The sequence below is a fragment of the Desulfobacula sp. genome, from assembly GCF_030611305.1.
Lineage (GTDB): Bacteria > Desulfobacterota > Desulfobacteria > Desulfobacterales > Desulfobacteraceae > Desulfobacula.
This window is the reverse complement of sequence record NZ_JAUWQB010000011.1, coordinates 18,374-33,471: the sequence shown is the minus strand read 5'-3', so window position 1 is coordinate 33,471 and position 15,098 is coordinate 18,374. Positions and strand designations below refer to the sequence as shown.

Annotated in this window: 11 protein-coding genes; 3 read left to right on the top strand and 8 right to left on the bottom strand. The window is 42.2% G+C overall.

Translation table 11 applies throughout. The annotated features are described in order from the left end of the window. Positions 1-83 precede the first annotated feature (83 nt). Positions 84-1,265: an OmpA family protein gene (locus tag QAI40_RS03535; protein ID WP_299983516.1), complete on the top strand. Its 1,182-nt coding sequence runs from the start codon at positions 84-86 to the stop codon at positions 1,263-1,265. A gap of 191 nt (positions 1,266-1,456) precedes the next feature. Here the strand turns inward: QAI40_RS03535 and QAI40_RS03530 are convergent, their stop codons facing one another. The 4 genes from QAI40_RS03530 to rsmA all read right to left on the bottom strand — a co-directional run bounded on the left by QAI40_RS03530 (position 1,457) and on the right by rsmA (position 6,820). Continuing rightward, positions 1,457-3,385, bottom strand: a complete 1,929-nt coding sequence (locus QAI40_RS03530; protein ID WP_299983514.1) for a molybdopterin biosynthesis protein — start codon at positions 3,383-3,385, stop codon at positions 1,457-1,459. Positions 3,386-3,477: 92 nt separating this feature from the next. Continuing rightward, positions 3,478-4,704 (bottom strand): molybdopterin molybdotransferase MoeA, encoded by a 1,227-nt coding sequence (locus QAI40_RS03525; RefSeq protein WP_299981044.1) that lies wholly within the window; start codon positions 4,702-4,704, stop codon positions 3,478-3,480. Then, on the bottom strand, positions 4,701-5,927 hold the full coding sequence (locus tag QAI40_RS03520) for an LL-diaminopimelate aminotransferase (protein WP_299981041.1): 1,227 nt from the start codon (positions 5,925-5,927) through the stop codon (positions 4,701-4,703). The genes QAI40_RS03525 and QAI40_RS03520 overlap by 4 nt, the downstream gene beginning before the upstream one ends. A 50-nt stretch (positions 5,928-5,977) precedes the next feature. Beyond that, on the bottom strand, positions 5,978-6,820 hold the full coding sequence (gene rsmA / locus QAI40_RS03515) for a 16S rRNA (adenine(1518)-N(6)/adenine(1519)-N(6))-dimethyltransferase RsmA (RefSeq protein ID WP_299981039.1): 843 nt from the start codon (positions 6,818-6,820) through the stop codon (positions 5,978-5,980). Positions 6,821-7,109: 289 nt separating this feature from the next. On the opposite strand from rsmA, the gene QAI40_RS03510 reads away from it, so the two are divergent. Next, a complete protein-coding gene (locus QAI40_RS03510; RefSeq protein ID WP_299981037.1) occupies positions 7,110-7,472 on the top strand; it encodes a hypothetical protein in 363 nt (120 codons plus the stop codon). Next, positions 7,453-10,464, top strand: a complete 3,012-nt coding sequence (locus QAI40_RS03505; protein ID WP_331520617.1) for an insulinase family protein — start codon at positions 7,453-7,455, stop codon at positions 10,462-10,464. The genes QAI40_RS03510 and QAI40_RS03505 overlap by 20 nt, the downstream gene beginning before the upstream one ends. A 52-nt stretch (positions 10,465-10,516) precedes the next feature. On the opposite strand, the gene QAI40_RS03500 is transcribed toward QAI40_RS03505, so the two are convergent. The 4 genes from QAI40_RS03500 to QAI40_RS03485 form a co-directional block, all read right to left on the bottom strand. Continuing rightward, positions 10,517-12,715, bottom strand: coding sequence for an acetate--CoA ligase family protein (locus tag QAI40_RS03500; RefSeq protein ID WP_299981035.1), 2,199 nt, complete (start codon positions 12,713-12,715; stop codon positions 10,517-10,519). Then, positions 12,716-12,850 (bottom strand): hypothetical protein, encoded by a 135-nt coding sequence (locus tag QAI40_RS03495; protein ID WP_299981033.1) that lies wholly within the window; start codon positions 12,848-12,850, stop codon positions 12,716-12,718. It lies immediately after the preceding gene. A gap of 400 nt (positions 12,851-13,250) precedes the next feature. Further along, positions 13,251-14,399, bottom strand: coding sequence for an aminotransferase-like domain-containing protein (locus tag QAI40_RS03490; protein ID WP_299981031.1), 1,149 nt, complete (start codon positions 14,397-14,399; stop codon positions 13,251-13,253). 28 nt (positions 14,400-14,427) lie between these two features. Further along, positions 14,428-15,093: a hypothetical protein gene (locus QAI40_RS03485; protein ID WP_299981029.1), complete on the bottom strand. Its 666-nt coding sequence runs from the start codon at positions 15,091-15,093 to the stop codon at positions 14,428-14,430. Between the last annotated feature and the right edge of the window lie 5 nt (positions 15,094-15,098).

Sequence of the window (15,098 nt, the reverse complement as noted above, 5' to 3'; positions counted from 1 at the left end):
GGATTAAGTTAGTATATTTCACTTCGGATGTTTTTTTAGGGAAACACCACATAAATACCAACAACAAAAGGAGAAAAAGAAACATGAAACTTTTAATTAGAGGTTTATTAACATTTTTTGCCTTCCTTTTTTTATTTGGATGCGCAGCAAAACAAATGAGTACACTACCGTCATTTGAAGCAGCACAATTTGATAAAAGTATGTACGCATCAAAAGTAGACAATTTCATGATACTGTTTGATGCATCAAGCTCCATGAATGACAGATATAATCAAGAAACAAAATTTGATATTGCGCAGGCCCTTGTATACAGGATGAACGATATGATTCCCGAAATGGGTCAGACAGCCGGTTTAAGATCCTTTGGCCACTCTCCCAAAGTATCAAAAAATTCAACTGAGCTCTTTTACGGGATGGAAAAATATTCTTCTCACAATTTAGAGACTAATTTTGAAAAAATTACTGAACCGGGTGGAACCAGCCCGCTGTATAGAGCAATTAATGCAGCAGAAACTGACTTTAAAGGACTTTCAGGTGCTATGAATGCCGTTATTATCATCACTGACGGACTTGATCTGCCTGGCGATGTAGTGGCATCTGCACAAGAATTAAAAGATCTTTATGGTTCCTCCATTTGTTTTTACCCGATCCTTGTCGGTGACGCAAAGGAAGGTGAAACCATTTTAAAACAGATCGCAACCACCGGAGGCTGCGGATTTTACTCAACAGCAGACCAATTGTCAACCAGCGCAGGCCTGGCCGATTTTGTTGAAAAGGTATTCCTGGAAAAAAAGGTCGCTCCGGCTGCTCCTGCTCCTGCTCCTGCCGCCCCGGTTGTGACAATAAAAAAAGACAGTGACAAAGACGGAGTTTATGATGATGAAGATCAATGTCCCGGAACTCCACTTGGTGCGACAGTCAATCCGGTTGGATGCTGGGTGCTTGACAATGTTCTTTTTGACTTTGATAAAGACGTGATCAAGACCGGAGCCTATCCTTTATTGGATAATGTTGCCAAGATCCTTGAAAAAAATCCTGTCATGAGTGTTGAGCTTCAAGGTCACTGTGACAATGTCGGTACTGCCGCGTATAACAAGGACCTTTCCATGAGACGTGCCCATGCCGTTAAAAACTATTTGATTGGAAAGGGTATCTTAAAAAATAGAATGGGAACGGAAGGATTCGGATTTACTAAACCTATTGCGCTGAACGGTACTGATACGGGCCGTACATTAAACAGAAGGGTTGAACTTCATCCTTATTAATTTAAAAGACAAGCCTGGGAAAGAACTGTTTTCTTAATGAACTGTTTTTTCCCATTCAATTTATTTTCGGCCACAAAGAAATGTTGCTTTCTTCAAAGAAATGTTACTTTCTTTGTGGCCTTTTTTATTTTGACGTGCTTTAAATACGTTCTTTAAAGCGTATCTGATTCGTCAGATCTATAACCTAAAGGTCACGCGTAAATAATCTTGCCGGTATTCTTAGTGCTGTATCCACCGAGAGACATGACTCGGTCCTGAAACTCCCTGGTCTGAATGGTTTCAAGTAAAACCTGAATTTTCCGGGTCTTATAAAACCTGTCCGGAATGACCAGATCATACTCTTCTGTCACAACCGGGATGAAATCAAGATCAAGTGCCCGGGCTGCCGCCTGGATACCAAGCCCTGCGTCCACCCTTCCTGAAAGAACGGAAACAGCCACAGACATATGGGTGTATTCATCATTTTCATAGCCTTGAATATCATCAGGCGATAAACCAAGTATCTTCAGCTTATAATCAAACAAAATTCTTGTGCCTGATCCCGGCTGGCGGTTGATAAACTGCAGGTTTTTGTCTTTTAAATCTTCAATGGATTGGATATTTTTAGGATTTCCCTTTGACACAATAAGTCCCTGATCCCTCATAACAAGATTGATCAGCCAAACCTTTTGATCCGACAGATATTTTTTAATATATGAAATATTATAGCTGCCGTCCTCAGGATCCAAAAGATGGGCACCGGCCATATGGCAGGCCCTTTTTTTAATGGCCATCAAACCGCCCATGCTGCCCACATGGCTTGATGAAATACTGATATCGCCGCTTACTGATTTTATCTGATCGGTAAGCAAATCCAGGGTGTTATCATGTGAACCGGTAATCACGATGGTGTTTTCAATGGAAGATAATGGTCGTAACAACTGGGCCTGGACTTTCTCATTTTCTGATATTCCCTCAATATTTCGAGGGATCCTGATAATGCCGTCCGCTTCAGTCAGGGTGGTGATACTTCCTGACCCCCTGGGCAATTGGGAAGACATAAGTTGTCCGTCCACCGAACCGATTTTCACCCTTAGAAATTCTTCCTGGCCAAGTTTTGAAGCAATTTTTCTTGCCGGAAAAACAGATACCTTTGTCATTTCTCTTTCAGGAAGTTTTTGCATTTTTAACAGCAAAGGACCTGCAAATTGTTCAAAGGCAACAATGGCCGACACAGGATATCCCGGTATGCCAAATATCGGGGTATCAAACACTTTTCCAAACATCATGGGTTTTCCGGGCATCATGGTAATCCCGTGAACATAGACTTCACCCAGAGAGGAAATCACAGGTTTTGCGAAATCCTCTGACCCGGCCGAAGACCCGCCAATGATACAAATCAAATCATAATCTTGTTTTGCCGCTGTTTCCACAGCCCTTTTAATACTTTCAAGATTGTCCTTGAGCATGGAGTGACGATCAAATCGGGCCCCATAATCTTCACAAAGCCCGCCCAGTACAGAAGAATTGGATTCCACCACATCCCCGGGTTTAAGCTGATCGATCCTGATCTCATGCCATTGTTTGAGTTCCGATCCGGTCGGAATCATCAGGACTTTAGGCTGTTTGTAAACATCCACTGTAAATATTCCACCTGACAATAATGCACCAAGGGAATAGGAATTAATCTGGTGCCCTCTTGGAAACAGCAATTGGGTGGCCACAATATCTTCTCCCATTTTCCTGACATGCTGCCAGGGAAACACCGGTGCCTCAATCTCAACACTCTTTTCATCAATAATATTGAGATGCTCGATCATAATGACGGCGTTGGTGCCTTCCGGCATGACATGACCGGTATTGACCCAGAAGGCATTTTTACCAGGGGAAAGGGTTATCGGAACTTCTTCACTGGCCCCAAACGTGACTTTTGCAGCCACAGCAATGCCATCCATGGCGGCTGCATGAAAATTAGGAGAAGATACGGCTGCGATAGCTGGTTTTGCTAAAACCCTGCTTTTAGTATTCACCACATCAAGAGTTTCGATTTTTGTCACTATATGTTCAAAATGATCAAAGAGGAGCTTTTTTGCCTCTTCAATACTTTTCATATCAAGATATACATTTCTTTTTGAATTCATTAATTTGATCTCTCTTTTGTGGGCGGGGTCAGGCTTTCCTTATTGTCGTTTTTATTTCCAAAACGACAATAAGGAAAGCCTGACCCCATGCGTTATAAAAGGATAATATCCACCATGGTATCTTTTTCCAGGCCTTCAACATGATCGCCGATTTCAAGGAGTCCGTCTGCATGAATCATGGTTCTGATCAGTCCGGATTTGCCCAAAACCGGTTTTACCAGCAGTTGGCTGTTCTTTTTTGCAAGCTCGACCCTGATAAAATCTCTTCTGCCCTGTGTGGAGGATACATTCCGTGTCAGTTTCGCAGGAATCCTGATCAGCCGGTCCTTAGCCTTAAGCCCCTTGAGCTTGTTTAAAAATGGTATAATCACAATTTTGAGGACCACCATGGCAGACACCACCTGGCCGGGTAGTCCCCATACAGGTTTTCCCCCGGACTTAGCAAGAATTGTCGGCTTCCCTGGACTCACGGACATGCCGTGGACTAAAATATCCGTATCCGGTAAAGCCGATAAGACATCAACTGTAAAATCTCTTGTTCCCACAGAGCTTCCCCCGGAAATAAGTACCATGTCCGTTTCTTCGAGGGCTTTTGCAACAGCTTTTTTCAAGGCCGCAAGATCATCTTTGATAATACCGTAACGAACCGGTATGGCATGGGCTTCCCTGATAAAACCTGACAGGGTATAAGAGTTGATATCCCGAATTTTACCGGGCAGGGGTTCTTCTTCTATGGGAATTATCTCATCCCCGGTTGAAATGATGCCAACCTTTGGTGTTTTATAGGTTTCAATTTGTGCAAACCCGAGTCCTGCTGCAAGGCCTTCTTCCTGAGGCCGGATAAATATCCCTTTGGATAAAACGATCTCTTCTTTTGCAAAATCTTCGGATGCATCAATCACATGCTGTAACGGAGCTACACTTTTATAAATTTCAACGGAAAGTTCATCAATCTGCTCCGTATGTTCCACCATGACCACACTGTCCGCCCCTTCAGGAAGCATTCCACCTGTTGAAATTTTGACCGCCTGGCCCAACTTAAGAGTAAAATCCGGAATATCCCCCATAAGAATGGTTCCGGCTATATCAAGCCAGGCAGGGCCTGATTCCGATGCACCGAATGTGGACTGTGCCACGACTGCATACCCGTCCATGGTAGCCCGTCTGAACCCCGGCATATCTTGTTTTGCAACCAGATCCCGGGCAAGGACTCTTGAAAAAGCTTTGGATATCGGTATTTTTTCAGACCCAACAGGAGAAAATTCTCCTATCAATGCCATCACCTCTTCAAGACTTTTTACCTTGAAGAAATGATTCATCGTAATGCCTCTTTAATTCTATCCATAGCCGTTGTTACATTTTCAAAACTGTTAAATGCGCTGATTCTAATATATTGTTTACCGCACCTGCCGAACCCTGCACCCGGTGTACACACCACAGAAGCTTTGGTTAAAAGCAAATCAAAAAAATCCCAGGATTCCCTGTCTTTTCCATCTATCCAGATATAGGGGGAGTTTTTTCCGCCAACATAATCAAACCCAAGGGATTCAACAGTTTTTCTTATGATATCGGCATTGTTCAGGTAATAGGCAATCTGGTCTCTGATCTGGACTTTGCCTTCTTCAGAATAGACTGCTTCTACCGCTTTTTGAACCGGATAGGATACTCCGTTGAATTTTGTGCTGTGCCGCCTGTTCCACATGGCATGGAGGGATGTTTTTTCCCCCTTTGAATTAAAAACCATGCAGTTTTTGGGCACTATAGTAAACGCGCATCGAGTTCCTGTAAATCCTGCTGTCTTTGAAAAACTTCTGAATTCAACCGCTACTTCTTTTGCTCCCTCAATTTCATAGATTGTTCTGGGAAGCTCTTCATCCCGGATAAAGGATTCATAGGCTGCATCAAATAGAATCAACGCCTTGTTTTCCTTTGCATACTCCACCCACACCTTGAGTTCTTCTTTTGTAGCAGTGGAACCTGTAGGATTGTTTGGGAAACAAAGATAGATCAGATCCACTTTTTCATCAGGAAGCTTCGGGAGAAAATTATTTTCTTTTAGACAATCCATGTAAACAATCCCCTCATATCTGCCATTTTCATACTCACCGGTTCGACCGGCCATGACATTTGTATCCAGATATGCCGGATATACCGGATCAGGAATAGCCACCTTGATATCGGTCGCAAACAGTTCCTGAAAATTGCCGGTATCACATTTTGCCCCGTCACTGACAAATATTTCATCCGCTGAGATATCTGCCCCCCTGTCCTGAAAATCATTTTTTGCAATCTTCTCTCTTAAAAAACCATATCCCTGTTCCGGTCCATACCCCCTGAATGTAGCATCATTGGCCATTTCATCCACACCTTCATGGAATCCTTTAATAACCGCAGGAACCAAGGCCCTTGTGACATCCCCGATCCCTAAACGGATGATTTGTGCCCCTGGATTTTTAAGTTGGTATTCACCCACTCTCTTTGCAATGTCTGAAAAGAGATAGGATGCTTTTAATTTGCTGTAATTATCATTTGCCCTGATCATAAAACGTCCTTTCAATTCATATATATAGAAGTTCTTGTATTCGCCTTCCTTCAGCTTGTTTCCAATACTGCCCGGGCAAGAGATTTAAATTCCTCCACAGTCAATGTTTCCGCCCGTCTATGAGCATCTATCCCGGCTAATTCCAATGCATGAACAACAAACTCTTTTTTAAACTCAAGCTCGCCGCCGCCTGTCATTGAATTCTTTAATGTTTTTCTTCGCTTTGAAAAAGCCGCTTTAATTACATTAAACAACACCTTTTCCTGTTCTTTATTAAACTCTTTAGTTTCAAAAAAATTGAATTTTAAAATAGTAGAGTCTACATCGGGTCTTGGAAAAAAAGATGACGGCCCGATTTGGGCAACAAAACTGATATCAGCTGCATATTGAACCACTGCGGACAGTCTTGAATAATCCCTTCCGCCAGGAGGTGCAATAATCCTTTTTGCCAGTTCTTTTTGAAACATCAAAAATGCCTTCTCAATACAGCTTCTTTCTTCAATCAGTCTAATCAGGATTTGTGATGAAATATTATAAGGAAGATTTCCTATGACTACAAGTTTTTTGTCTTTGGCTATTTTTTTTATATCAACTTTGAAAATATCCTTATTGATGATCTCTACATTTTTTAAGTTTTCATTATCAAGCTCTTGCTGTAAAAGGGGTATCAGGCGGGAATCCTTTTCAACAGTCGTCACATGGGATGCTGTCTGCGCGACAGGGATGGTAAGAGCGCCCAGACCGGACCCAATTTCCAACACCCGAGTGTCTTTTGATAGCTCGATTTTTTCAACAATCAGTCTTGCCGTACCGGGATTTGAGAGAAAGTTTTGCCCCAGTTCCTTGCCTGCATACAACTCTCTTTGTTTTAACAACTGCCCGGGATGTGTCATGTTATAACCCTTTAGTTTCTTACTAATTTTTTTCTACGCAGCTTAGTAATAAAGTTTACTTAAACATACCTCACAAAAAATCACTACTTGACTTTCTTTACCCTTGCAAGTAGTTATTATATATATACTTCAACAAAAAATAAGATTCAACAACCAATACAAACTAAGCTGTTTTACCAGCGTTTCAAGCTTTATTTTTCTTTGTTTTCATATCAGTTGCGTCTGGCGTTGATATTTTTAATATCTTTATTATGTCACAACAAACCTTTTTTGGGGAGGGGGGCTTATCATGGTAGAAAAACCAGAACATGGAACCAATTGGGAAAGTTTCATAAAAATGTTATTGGACAGGCTTGATATTCCGAAAAAAGAAGATATTATCTTTTTACATGACAGGCTTGACAAGCTGGAGCAATTACTTTATCAGAAGCAACCGGCGGCTAAAAGCGGGAGAATAAGACCGGCAGGCAGACGCGAAAGTGCTTCTTCCATTGTTCTCGATGTGATTGCAAATCACCCGAAAGGTACAAATTTTAAAACGATTAAGGCTGCCACCGGATTTGATGACAAAAAACTGAGAAATATCATATTCAGGCTGGATAAAATAAAAAGGATTAAACGGGTAAAACGTGGTGTTTACAAAAAAGCTTAATGGGAAAAACAAACAGATGGAAATTATTGCATTTAAACCGGGGCAGGAACTTTGCGGATATACCATAAAAAAAATTACTCCGCTTGAAACCATAGATTCCGTGATGGTTCAGCTTGAACACATAAAGACAAAGGCAAAACACATCCATATCTTAAATAAGGACAAGGAAAATACCTTTGGCGTGTTTTTCAGAACGGTTCCCACGGATTCTTCCGGTGTGGCCCATATCCTTGAGCATACCGTGTTATGCGGGTCAAAAAAATTCAATGTTCGTGATCCGTTTTTTTCCATGATCAAAAGAAGTCTGTCTACATTTATGAATGCCTTTACCGCGTCTGACTGGACCATGTATCCTTTTTCCACCCAAAATCAAAAAGATTATTATAACCTGATGAACGTTTATCTTGATGCTGCCTTTTTTCCAAAGATTGATGAATTAAGTTTTAAACAGGAAGGGCATCGCCTGGAAATCCTTGAAGCGGATGACAAGGATATTGAACTTGAATACAAAGGCGTTGTCTACAACGAAATGAAAGGTGCCATGTCCTCTCCCGGTCAGGTTTTGGGAAGATCCCTGCTCACAGCCCTGTACCCTGACACAACCTATCGGAATAATTCAGGCGGCGAACCATCTGACATCCCGACACTCACCTGGGAAAACCTTAAAGATTTCCATGCCAGATATTACCACCCGTCTAATGCGTATTTTTACACCTACGGCAATTTGCCTTTGGAAGAAACCCTTTCATTCATCTGTGAGAAAGCACTCAATCAATTTGAAAAAATTGAGACAGATTCAAAAGTCCCCTCTCAACCCAGATGGGACACCCCCCAAAAAGCGACACAAGTCTATGCTTACTCCGACCCGGAAGACGTCTCAAAGAAATACCAAGCCTGTGTGGCCTGGCTGACCTGTGATGTCAAAGATTCTTTTGAAATCCTTGTCCTCACCGTTTTGGAACAGATTCTTCTGGGAAACTCTGCTTCTCCCTTAAGAAAAGCCCTGATTGACTCAACTTTAGGATCGACCTTATCAGATTCAACCGGATTTGACTCAGATAATCGGGACACCATGTTTGCCTGCGGTTTAAAGGATATCTCCAAAGATTCTGTTAAAAAAATTGAAGATATTATTTTTTCAACCATTCAAGAAATCGCAGACAAAGGGATTGATCAGAACCTGATTGACTCGGCCATCCACCAGATTGAATTTCACAGAAAAGAAATCACCAATACCCCTTACCCGTTCGGCATAAAATTACTGCTTTCATTTGCCAGTACGGTTATCCATGATGGAGATCCTATATCCTGCATTAATATTGATGCGGACTTGGACAAACTAAAAGAAAATATAAAAAAAGGAGATTTTCTTGAAAATAAATTAAAACAATATTTCCTTGAAAATCCTCACAGGGTCCTTTTTACCCTTGAACCGGATACGGGTCTTGAGCAAAAAGAAATTGAAGAGACAAAAAAAGAACTCAAAAATCTTTTAAAGCAGATGACCAAACAGGACCTTGAACAGATCCGAAAAGATGCCAAAACCCTTGAAGCACTTCAGGAAAAAGAAGAAGATGTTTCAATTCTGCCGACTCTGGATCTTGTTGATGTTCCTCCTGAAATAGAAATCATAAAACCTGACACTATCAAAAATGTTAATCTTTCCACCTGTTATGACAAGGCTACTTCGGGTATCCTCTATTTTACCTGCCCTATGGGTGCCGGCAACATCCCGCCGGATCTTTTTGCCCTGATACCGTTTTTCTGCCAATCGTTTACAAACAGTGGGACAAAGAAAAATTCCTATGACAAAATAGCAGAAATTATGGATCTTTATACTGGAGGGGTATCTGTCTCCCCGTTCTCAGGATCTTACTTTTCAAAAAAAGCCGAACCCCATTCATTTCTTGCCATTCAGGGAAAGGCCCTGGACCGGAATGTTGAAAAACTATTTGATTTGATAAAAGAGTTTATTGAAGAATACGATTTCCAGGATTTTGAAAGGCTGAAAAGCCTTTTGTTGCAATACCAGGCTGGAATGGAAGCCTCCATTGTTTCAACCGGCCACAGGTATGCCATCTCCCTTGCCTCCAGGCATCTTTCAAAAGCCTCGTATATCAATGAGCTCTGGCATGGCATTGCCCAGTATCAGCTCATCAAAGAGATTACCGAGCAATTCAACACAACCGGAAATAAAAATAAAGTTCTTGAAATCCTTTCGGAAAACTTGATCAAAATTGCTCAATCTGTTTTAAAAAGGGGAAATTTTAAACCTGCTGTAATTGGTGATTCAGGTTCCATCATACGCGCGGACAAACAGTTTAGGTCCATCCATGAGAATCTTTTGAATGATTCTCAGCAATCTTTTTTTACACCGGATATATCCTTTGAACAAGACCTTCCCTATGACGGCTGGTATACCAATACATCGGTCTCTTTCGTGGGGCAGTCATTTAAAACCGTTCGAATCACCCATGAGGACTCCTCGGGACTGGCAGTGATCAGCAAAATACTCAGATCGTTGTATCTTCACCGTGAAATCAGGGAGAAGGGTGGGGCATACGGTGGGTTTGCCATCTATAACACTGAAGAAGGGATCTTTTCATTCGGATCATACAGGGATCCCCACATTGCAAGAACTCTGGATGTCTATAAAAAGGCCTGCGACTTCATTATAAATGGAGACTATACCCAGACCGATGTCAAAGAAGCCATATTACAGGTCTGTTCAGAAATCGACAAGCCTGAAACTCCTGGGCCGTCAGCAATGAAAGCCTTTTACAGGGATATCACAAAACTTGATGATGACATTCGCCGGCAGTTCAAGAATTCATTATTGCGACTTGATAAAAAAAGAATCCAGGACATTGCCAAAAAGTATTTCACCATTGATGAAACTCAAAAAGGGACAGCCATCATATCAAGCAGGACAAACCTTGAAAAAGCCAACAAACAACTATCGAAAAAACCCTTAACCCTGTTTAAAATTTAAACGGGCCGGGGCAGGTCTGACCCTGCCCCGGCCCGGCTTTTGCTGGGCTTGATCACTGATTTGAGTGGCTTTTACGCCAATCATTATACTGGTACATTCCCCAAAGCGCTTTAACCGCTCTTTCAGGGGATGGGAAGAACACACTCTTATGTTCATATCCTTCAACCCTGTAAAGGGTTCTGCTGATTTCATCGGTCAAAAGGCTTACACCCAGAACCGGTTTTTCATACTTCTGGGTTAATTTGACCACATACCGGGTATAGTCCTCTTCAAATTGCAGTATTGCATCCTTAAAACTTTGTGCCGCTTCCCTGTCAATATCATGATCTGTTCTGAGCACCGATTCAATCATATTATTGACCAGCACCCTTTTCCCATGAATACCAAGATGAATGACCGCATCGCATCCGTCCCATTTTAGCAGCTCTTCCAAACAGATCTTGGGAATATTAGGATCACCTTCTCCCACAATATCTACAGGATTTCCATGACTCCAGAATGATGGCAGAATCCTGTTGAGCCGTTCAATAATATTCTTGGAAAGCTCTGGAACCTCAAGTCCGTGTTCCACACAAAGATCTGTTGTGATCACGCCCCATCCGCCCCCAAGGGTCATGATGGCCACCCGGTTTCCCTTTGGCAGGGGCAGGGATGAAAATACGGCAGACAGATCCAGAAGTTCCATGGGTTGATCCGCTTGAATAATACCGGCCTGCCTGCAGGCGGCATCAAAGACTTTTGTGTCTGAAGCCATGGCCCCGGTATGGCTTGACGCTGCCCTTTCACCCATTCTGGTCCTGCCGCCCTTTAAGACAACCACAGGTTTTTTCCGGGATACTCTTGCTGCACTTTTAAAAAATCTTGAGCCGTCTTTTACACTCTCAATATAAAGAACCACCGTTCTTGTCAGGTCATCAATTTCAAATGCCTCCATATAATCTTCAATGGTGACCATTGCTTCATTTCCCGACCCTGAAAAAGCCCGGATACCAATATCCTGCTGCTCGGCAAAAGCCAGAAGCTGGGTCCCCATATTTCCTGACTGGCAGACAAGGGCGGTAGAACCCGGTAGCGGGTAAGCATGGGCAGCGCAACAATAAAAATCAATATGAGGATTGCATACTCCCATGGTGTTAGGCCCAAGGATCAATATCCCTGCATCATACGCCTCCTGGACAAGTCTTTCCTCTAATTTTGCCCCTTCAACACCCACTTCCCTGAACCCGGAAGTGATTAACAAAATCCCTTTGACATGTTTCTTTTTCAAACCCGGTATCAGATCAATCACTTTGTTTGCTGGAATGGTCACCACTGCCAGCTCAACATCCTCTTCAATTTCAGTGACGGATTTATACACCTTTCGCCCGGTTATTTTTCCGCCCTTGGGATTTACCAGAAAAACCTTGCCCTTATAATCCCGGGATAAGGTATTGGTTAAAAGCATATGCCCCCATTTTCCGGGAGTGGCGGACGCCCCGATAAAGACGATGGACTTTGGATAATAACAGGAACCCAATACATTTAAATCAATATCGTAGGTCTTATGTTTTTCTTGCCTCATCTCTTCCAGGACAATCAGGCCGTCCACGGCAACAGGAAAACCGTCAGGCTGTATAATCAGAGGATTGATATCGATCTCCCTGATATTCGGATATGTTAAAGCAATATCTGACAGTCCTTTGAGAATTTTTTTGACTGCCTGCTTTTTGACTGCTTTTTCACCCCTGAACTCGGCTAAAAGTTTTTTTGAAGATAATTGTTCAAACATATCATCCATATCCGCGTCATTTAACGGGGCGATTTTAAAGACAATATCTTTTAATGCCTCGGTCAATACCCCACCCAGGCCAAACACAATGACCGGGCCAAACTGGGGATCTTTAAACATGCCGGCAACAAACTCTCTTCTCCCTGATACCACAGGTTGTATGAGAAAGGCCTCAATATCATCTTTCGCAGAGTTCTTCATTTCCTTAACAGCATCACATACCTGATCCTCAGTGTTTAATCCAACACGAACAAGGCCTGATTCTGTTTTATGTAAAATATTTGCACCAATGCCTTTTATCACCACAGGAAAACCTGTTTTTTGGCAGGCATCCAGGACTTGGGCAACATCTGTCTCCCGCTTTTCTTCCACAACCGGGATATGGAACAATTTAAATATTTTTTTTGCCTCATCTTCAACTATGGATTTTGAAGGTGATAATAATCTTGCATCGATCAGTTCTTGAAGATCTGTCAGTTTCATTTATGATTTTGCTCCGTTGAATACAATGTTTGCAATACCGGTTGACACCTCATCAATATCAAGTTCTTTACCAAAAATAATTTCCCCGAGGCAGGCATTCTCAATGGCCCCCAATATCAAAACGGTAGGTAACACTTACTCACAAAAAATTCAAGGATGATCAATCTATGGAAAGGTTACTGAATCAAGTTCATCACGGGCCGAACAAAACCTTGAATCCAGGCCCATATTATGATATCAAAACTTTAAGAAACATTGCATCTCGGTAAAAAAATTCTTGAGTCGAATATTCCCTTATATTTTCCATAACTATTCATTTTAGTTCCAATTTTTGTTTTTCTTGATTTTACAATTTTTCATTAGGCCTTTATTCGTTGTTTAGTGCCTCCTCAAGTCTATGATCATTCTATACGAAAAACTATCGGGGATTTTAAAAAAAGGCGGAGTAACTCGCTACATAACTGGCTATAAAGCTCTGTATTCAGACTTTAAAAAAAAAATGGCTATAACGGCAATCAAGTCTTTGTAACCAGGGTTAAGATAAGTTTTCCGAAATCACTTTCCCAAGCCTGCGGGCACCTTCTGCCAGCACTTCTTCATCATAAAAAGCAAAGGAAAGGCGCATGTAATTCTTTAATCCTTTATTGTGTGAAAACACAGATCCCGGATGAAAATCCACATTCTGTTTTCGGGCTGCTTGCCTGAACGAATTGGTATCAATACCATCCGGTAACCGCACCCAGATAAAATATCCGCCCTTTGGAACCTTAAACACTGCCTGATCCGGCAGGTGCATGCGCAATTGATCGCAGAAAATTTTAATCCTTTGACTGTAGACGTTTTTGAGGCGTTGGATATTGGCCTTTAAAAACCCGAGGCAAATGACTGAATTTACAATTTCAGACGTAAAGGGATTAAAACCGCCGCCACTGTCTAAAACACCGGACTTTGCCATTTTTTTAATTAAATCAGGGCTTGTATGCATCCATCCCAGTCTTAAGCCCGGTGCCAGGATCTTTGAAAATGATCCCAGACTGATCAAGGGGCATTTGTCGATCCAGTTGCCCATGGGAGGGGGCGGATCATCAGAATAATTGAGAAAATGGTAGACCTCGTCCGCCAGCACCAGCAAATTCTTTTGTGCACAAATTTTAACCAGGTCCTGCCGCCGTTTGTAAGACAGGGTAACACTGGCAGGATTATGATAAGTGGGAATGGTATACAGGAAGGAAGGCTTCAGGGTTTCAAGCTTTTTTTTGAGGACATCTGTTACCATCCCGTTATCATCCACGGGGATACTCACCAGGTTGAGTTTGTGATCGACAAATATTCTTAGAGCCAAAAAATAACTGGGTTCCTCCACCAGCACTGTATCTCCGGGACGGGTAAACAATGTGCAGATAAAATCCAGGGCTTGAGAGTTTCCATTGGTGATCAACAATTGTCCAGGATCCACTGGATTTGGATATTGGCCGGTTAAAAAATCAGCCAGGGTTTGCCTGAAGTTAGCATTGCCCCTTTCTTCTCCATAGGCAAGAAAAAAACTATTTTCTTTTGACAAGCAATGACCAGCCGCTTTTTCCAACTCTTTTATGGGGAGTAAATGGTTGCTCGGCTGCCCCAATCCCAGGTGGATCATATTTGGGGGAAGATCAACCTGTGGGAGAATCTGGTTAACATCCACGGCATACCTCCATTTACAGGTTACGTGATCAAATTTTGAACAGGGACAAAGGCGACGGACATAAGGACTCCATTATAGCCAGGTCTTTGGCTGCACAATATCCCTTGGAAAGATATCCCTGTTCAAGTCCTTTTTGAGTAATGACCTGAAGGTGGGTATGGTAAAACCAGTTCCCATTCTCATGGAAATCCCCGATATAGGAGAAGGCTTCTCCGGCCGAAAATTCTGTACCAATGGCAGGGAGCCTTTCCCGATTTAAATGGCCGTAAAAGCTGTAAAAAATTTCAAAATATGGGCTTTGATGCATTAAAAGGACGTGGCCGCCATAATTTCCTTCGCCCGCCTCATATCCACTTTCCATAACCCTTGCATCCAAAGGGGAATGCAGGGGGGTATCCAGAGAAACAATTACATCAAGACCCAGATGGTAAAACCGTTGTTCCTCAACCATCTGGGGGCATTGCGACAATACAATTTCCCGATTTTCAAGATAGGACGAAACCCCCCATGAGTATCTGTTTTTCATATCATCATCCAGATGCTTCTGGAACCCTTTCTGATCCCTGACATCAATGGTATCAAAAAGAGTCGAGTAAATCGACATGTCTACGACCAGGGGATCACCTGTCAAATTTTTAAAGATGGGGTGAATCTTAATTTTTTCACTATATGCGATATAGGGATATTTCATCATTTTGT

Coding starts and splice junctions, on each gene's coding strand:
- QAI40_RS03485 (WP_299981029.1), bottom strand. CDS start 15,093: ATGATGAAATATCCCTATATCGCATATAGTGAAAAAATTAAGATTCAC.
- QAI40_RS03530 (WP_299983514.1), bottom strand. CDS start 3,385: ATGAATTCAAAAAGAAATGTATATCTTGATATGAAAAGTATTGAAGAG.
- QAI40_RS03500 (WP_299981035.1), bottom strand. CDS start 12,715: ATGAAACTGACAGATCTTCAAGAACTGATCGATGCAAGATTATTATCA.
- QAI40_RS03525 (WP_299981044.1), bottom strand. CDS start 4,704: ATGAATCATTTCTTCAAGGTAAAAAGTCTTGAAGAGGTGATGGCATTG.
- QAI40_RS03510 (WP_299981037.1), top strand. CDS start 7,110: ATGGTAGAAAAACCAGAACATGGAACCAATTGGGAAAGTTTCATAAAA.
- QAI40_RS03520 (WP_299981041.1), bottom strand. CDS start 5,927: ATGATCAGGGCAAATGATAATTACAGCAAATTAAAAGCATCCTATCTC.
- QAI40_RS03535 (WP_299983516.1), top strand. CDS start 84: ATGAAACTTTTAATTAGAGGTTTATTAACATTTTTTGCCTTCCTTTTT.
- rsmA (WP_299981039.1), bottom strand. CDS start 6,820: ATGACACATCCCGGGCAGTTGTTAAAACAAAGAGAGTTGTATGCAGGC.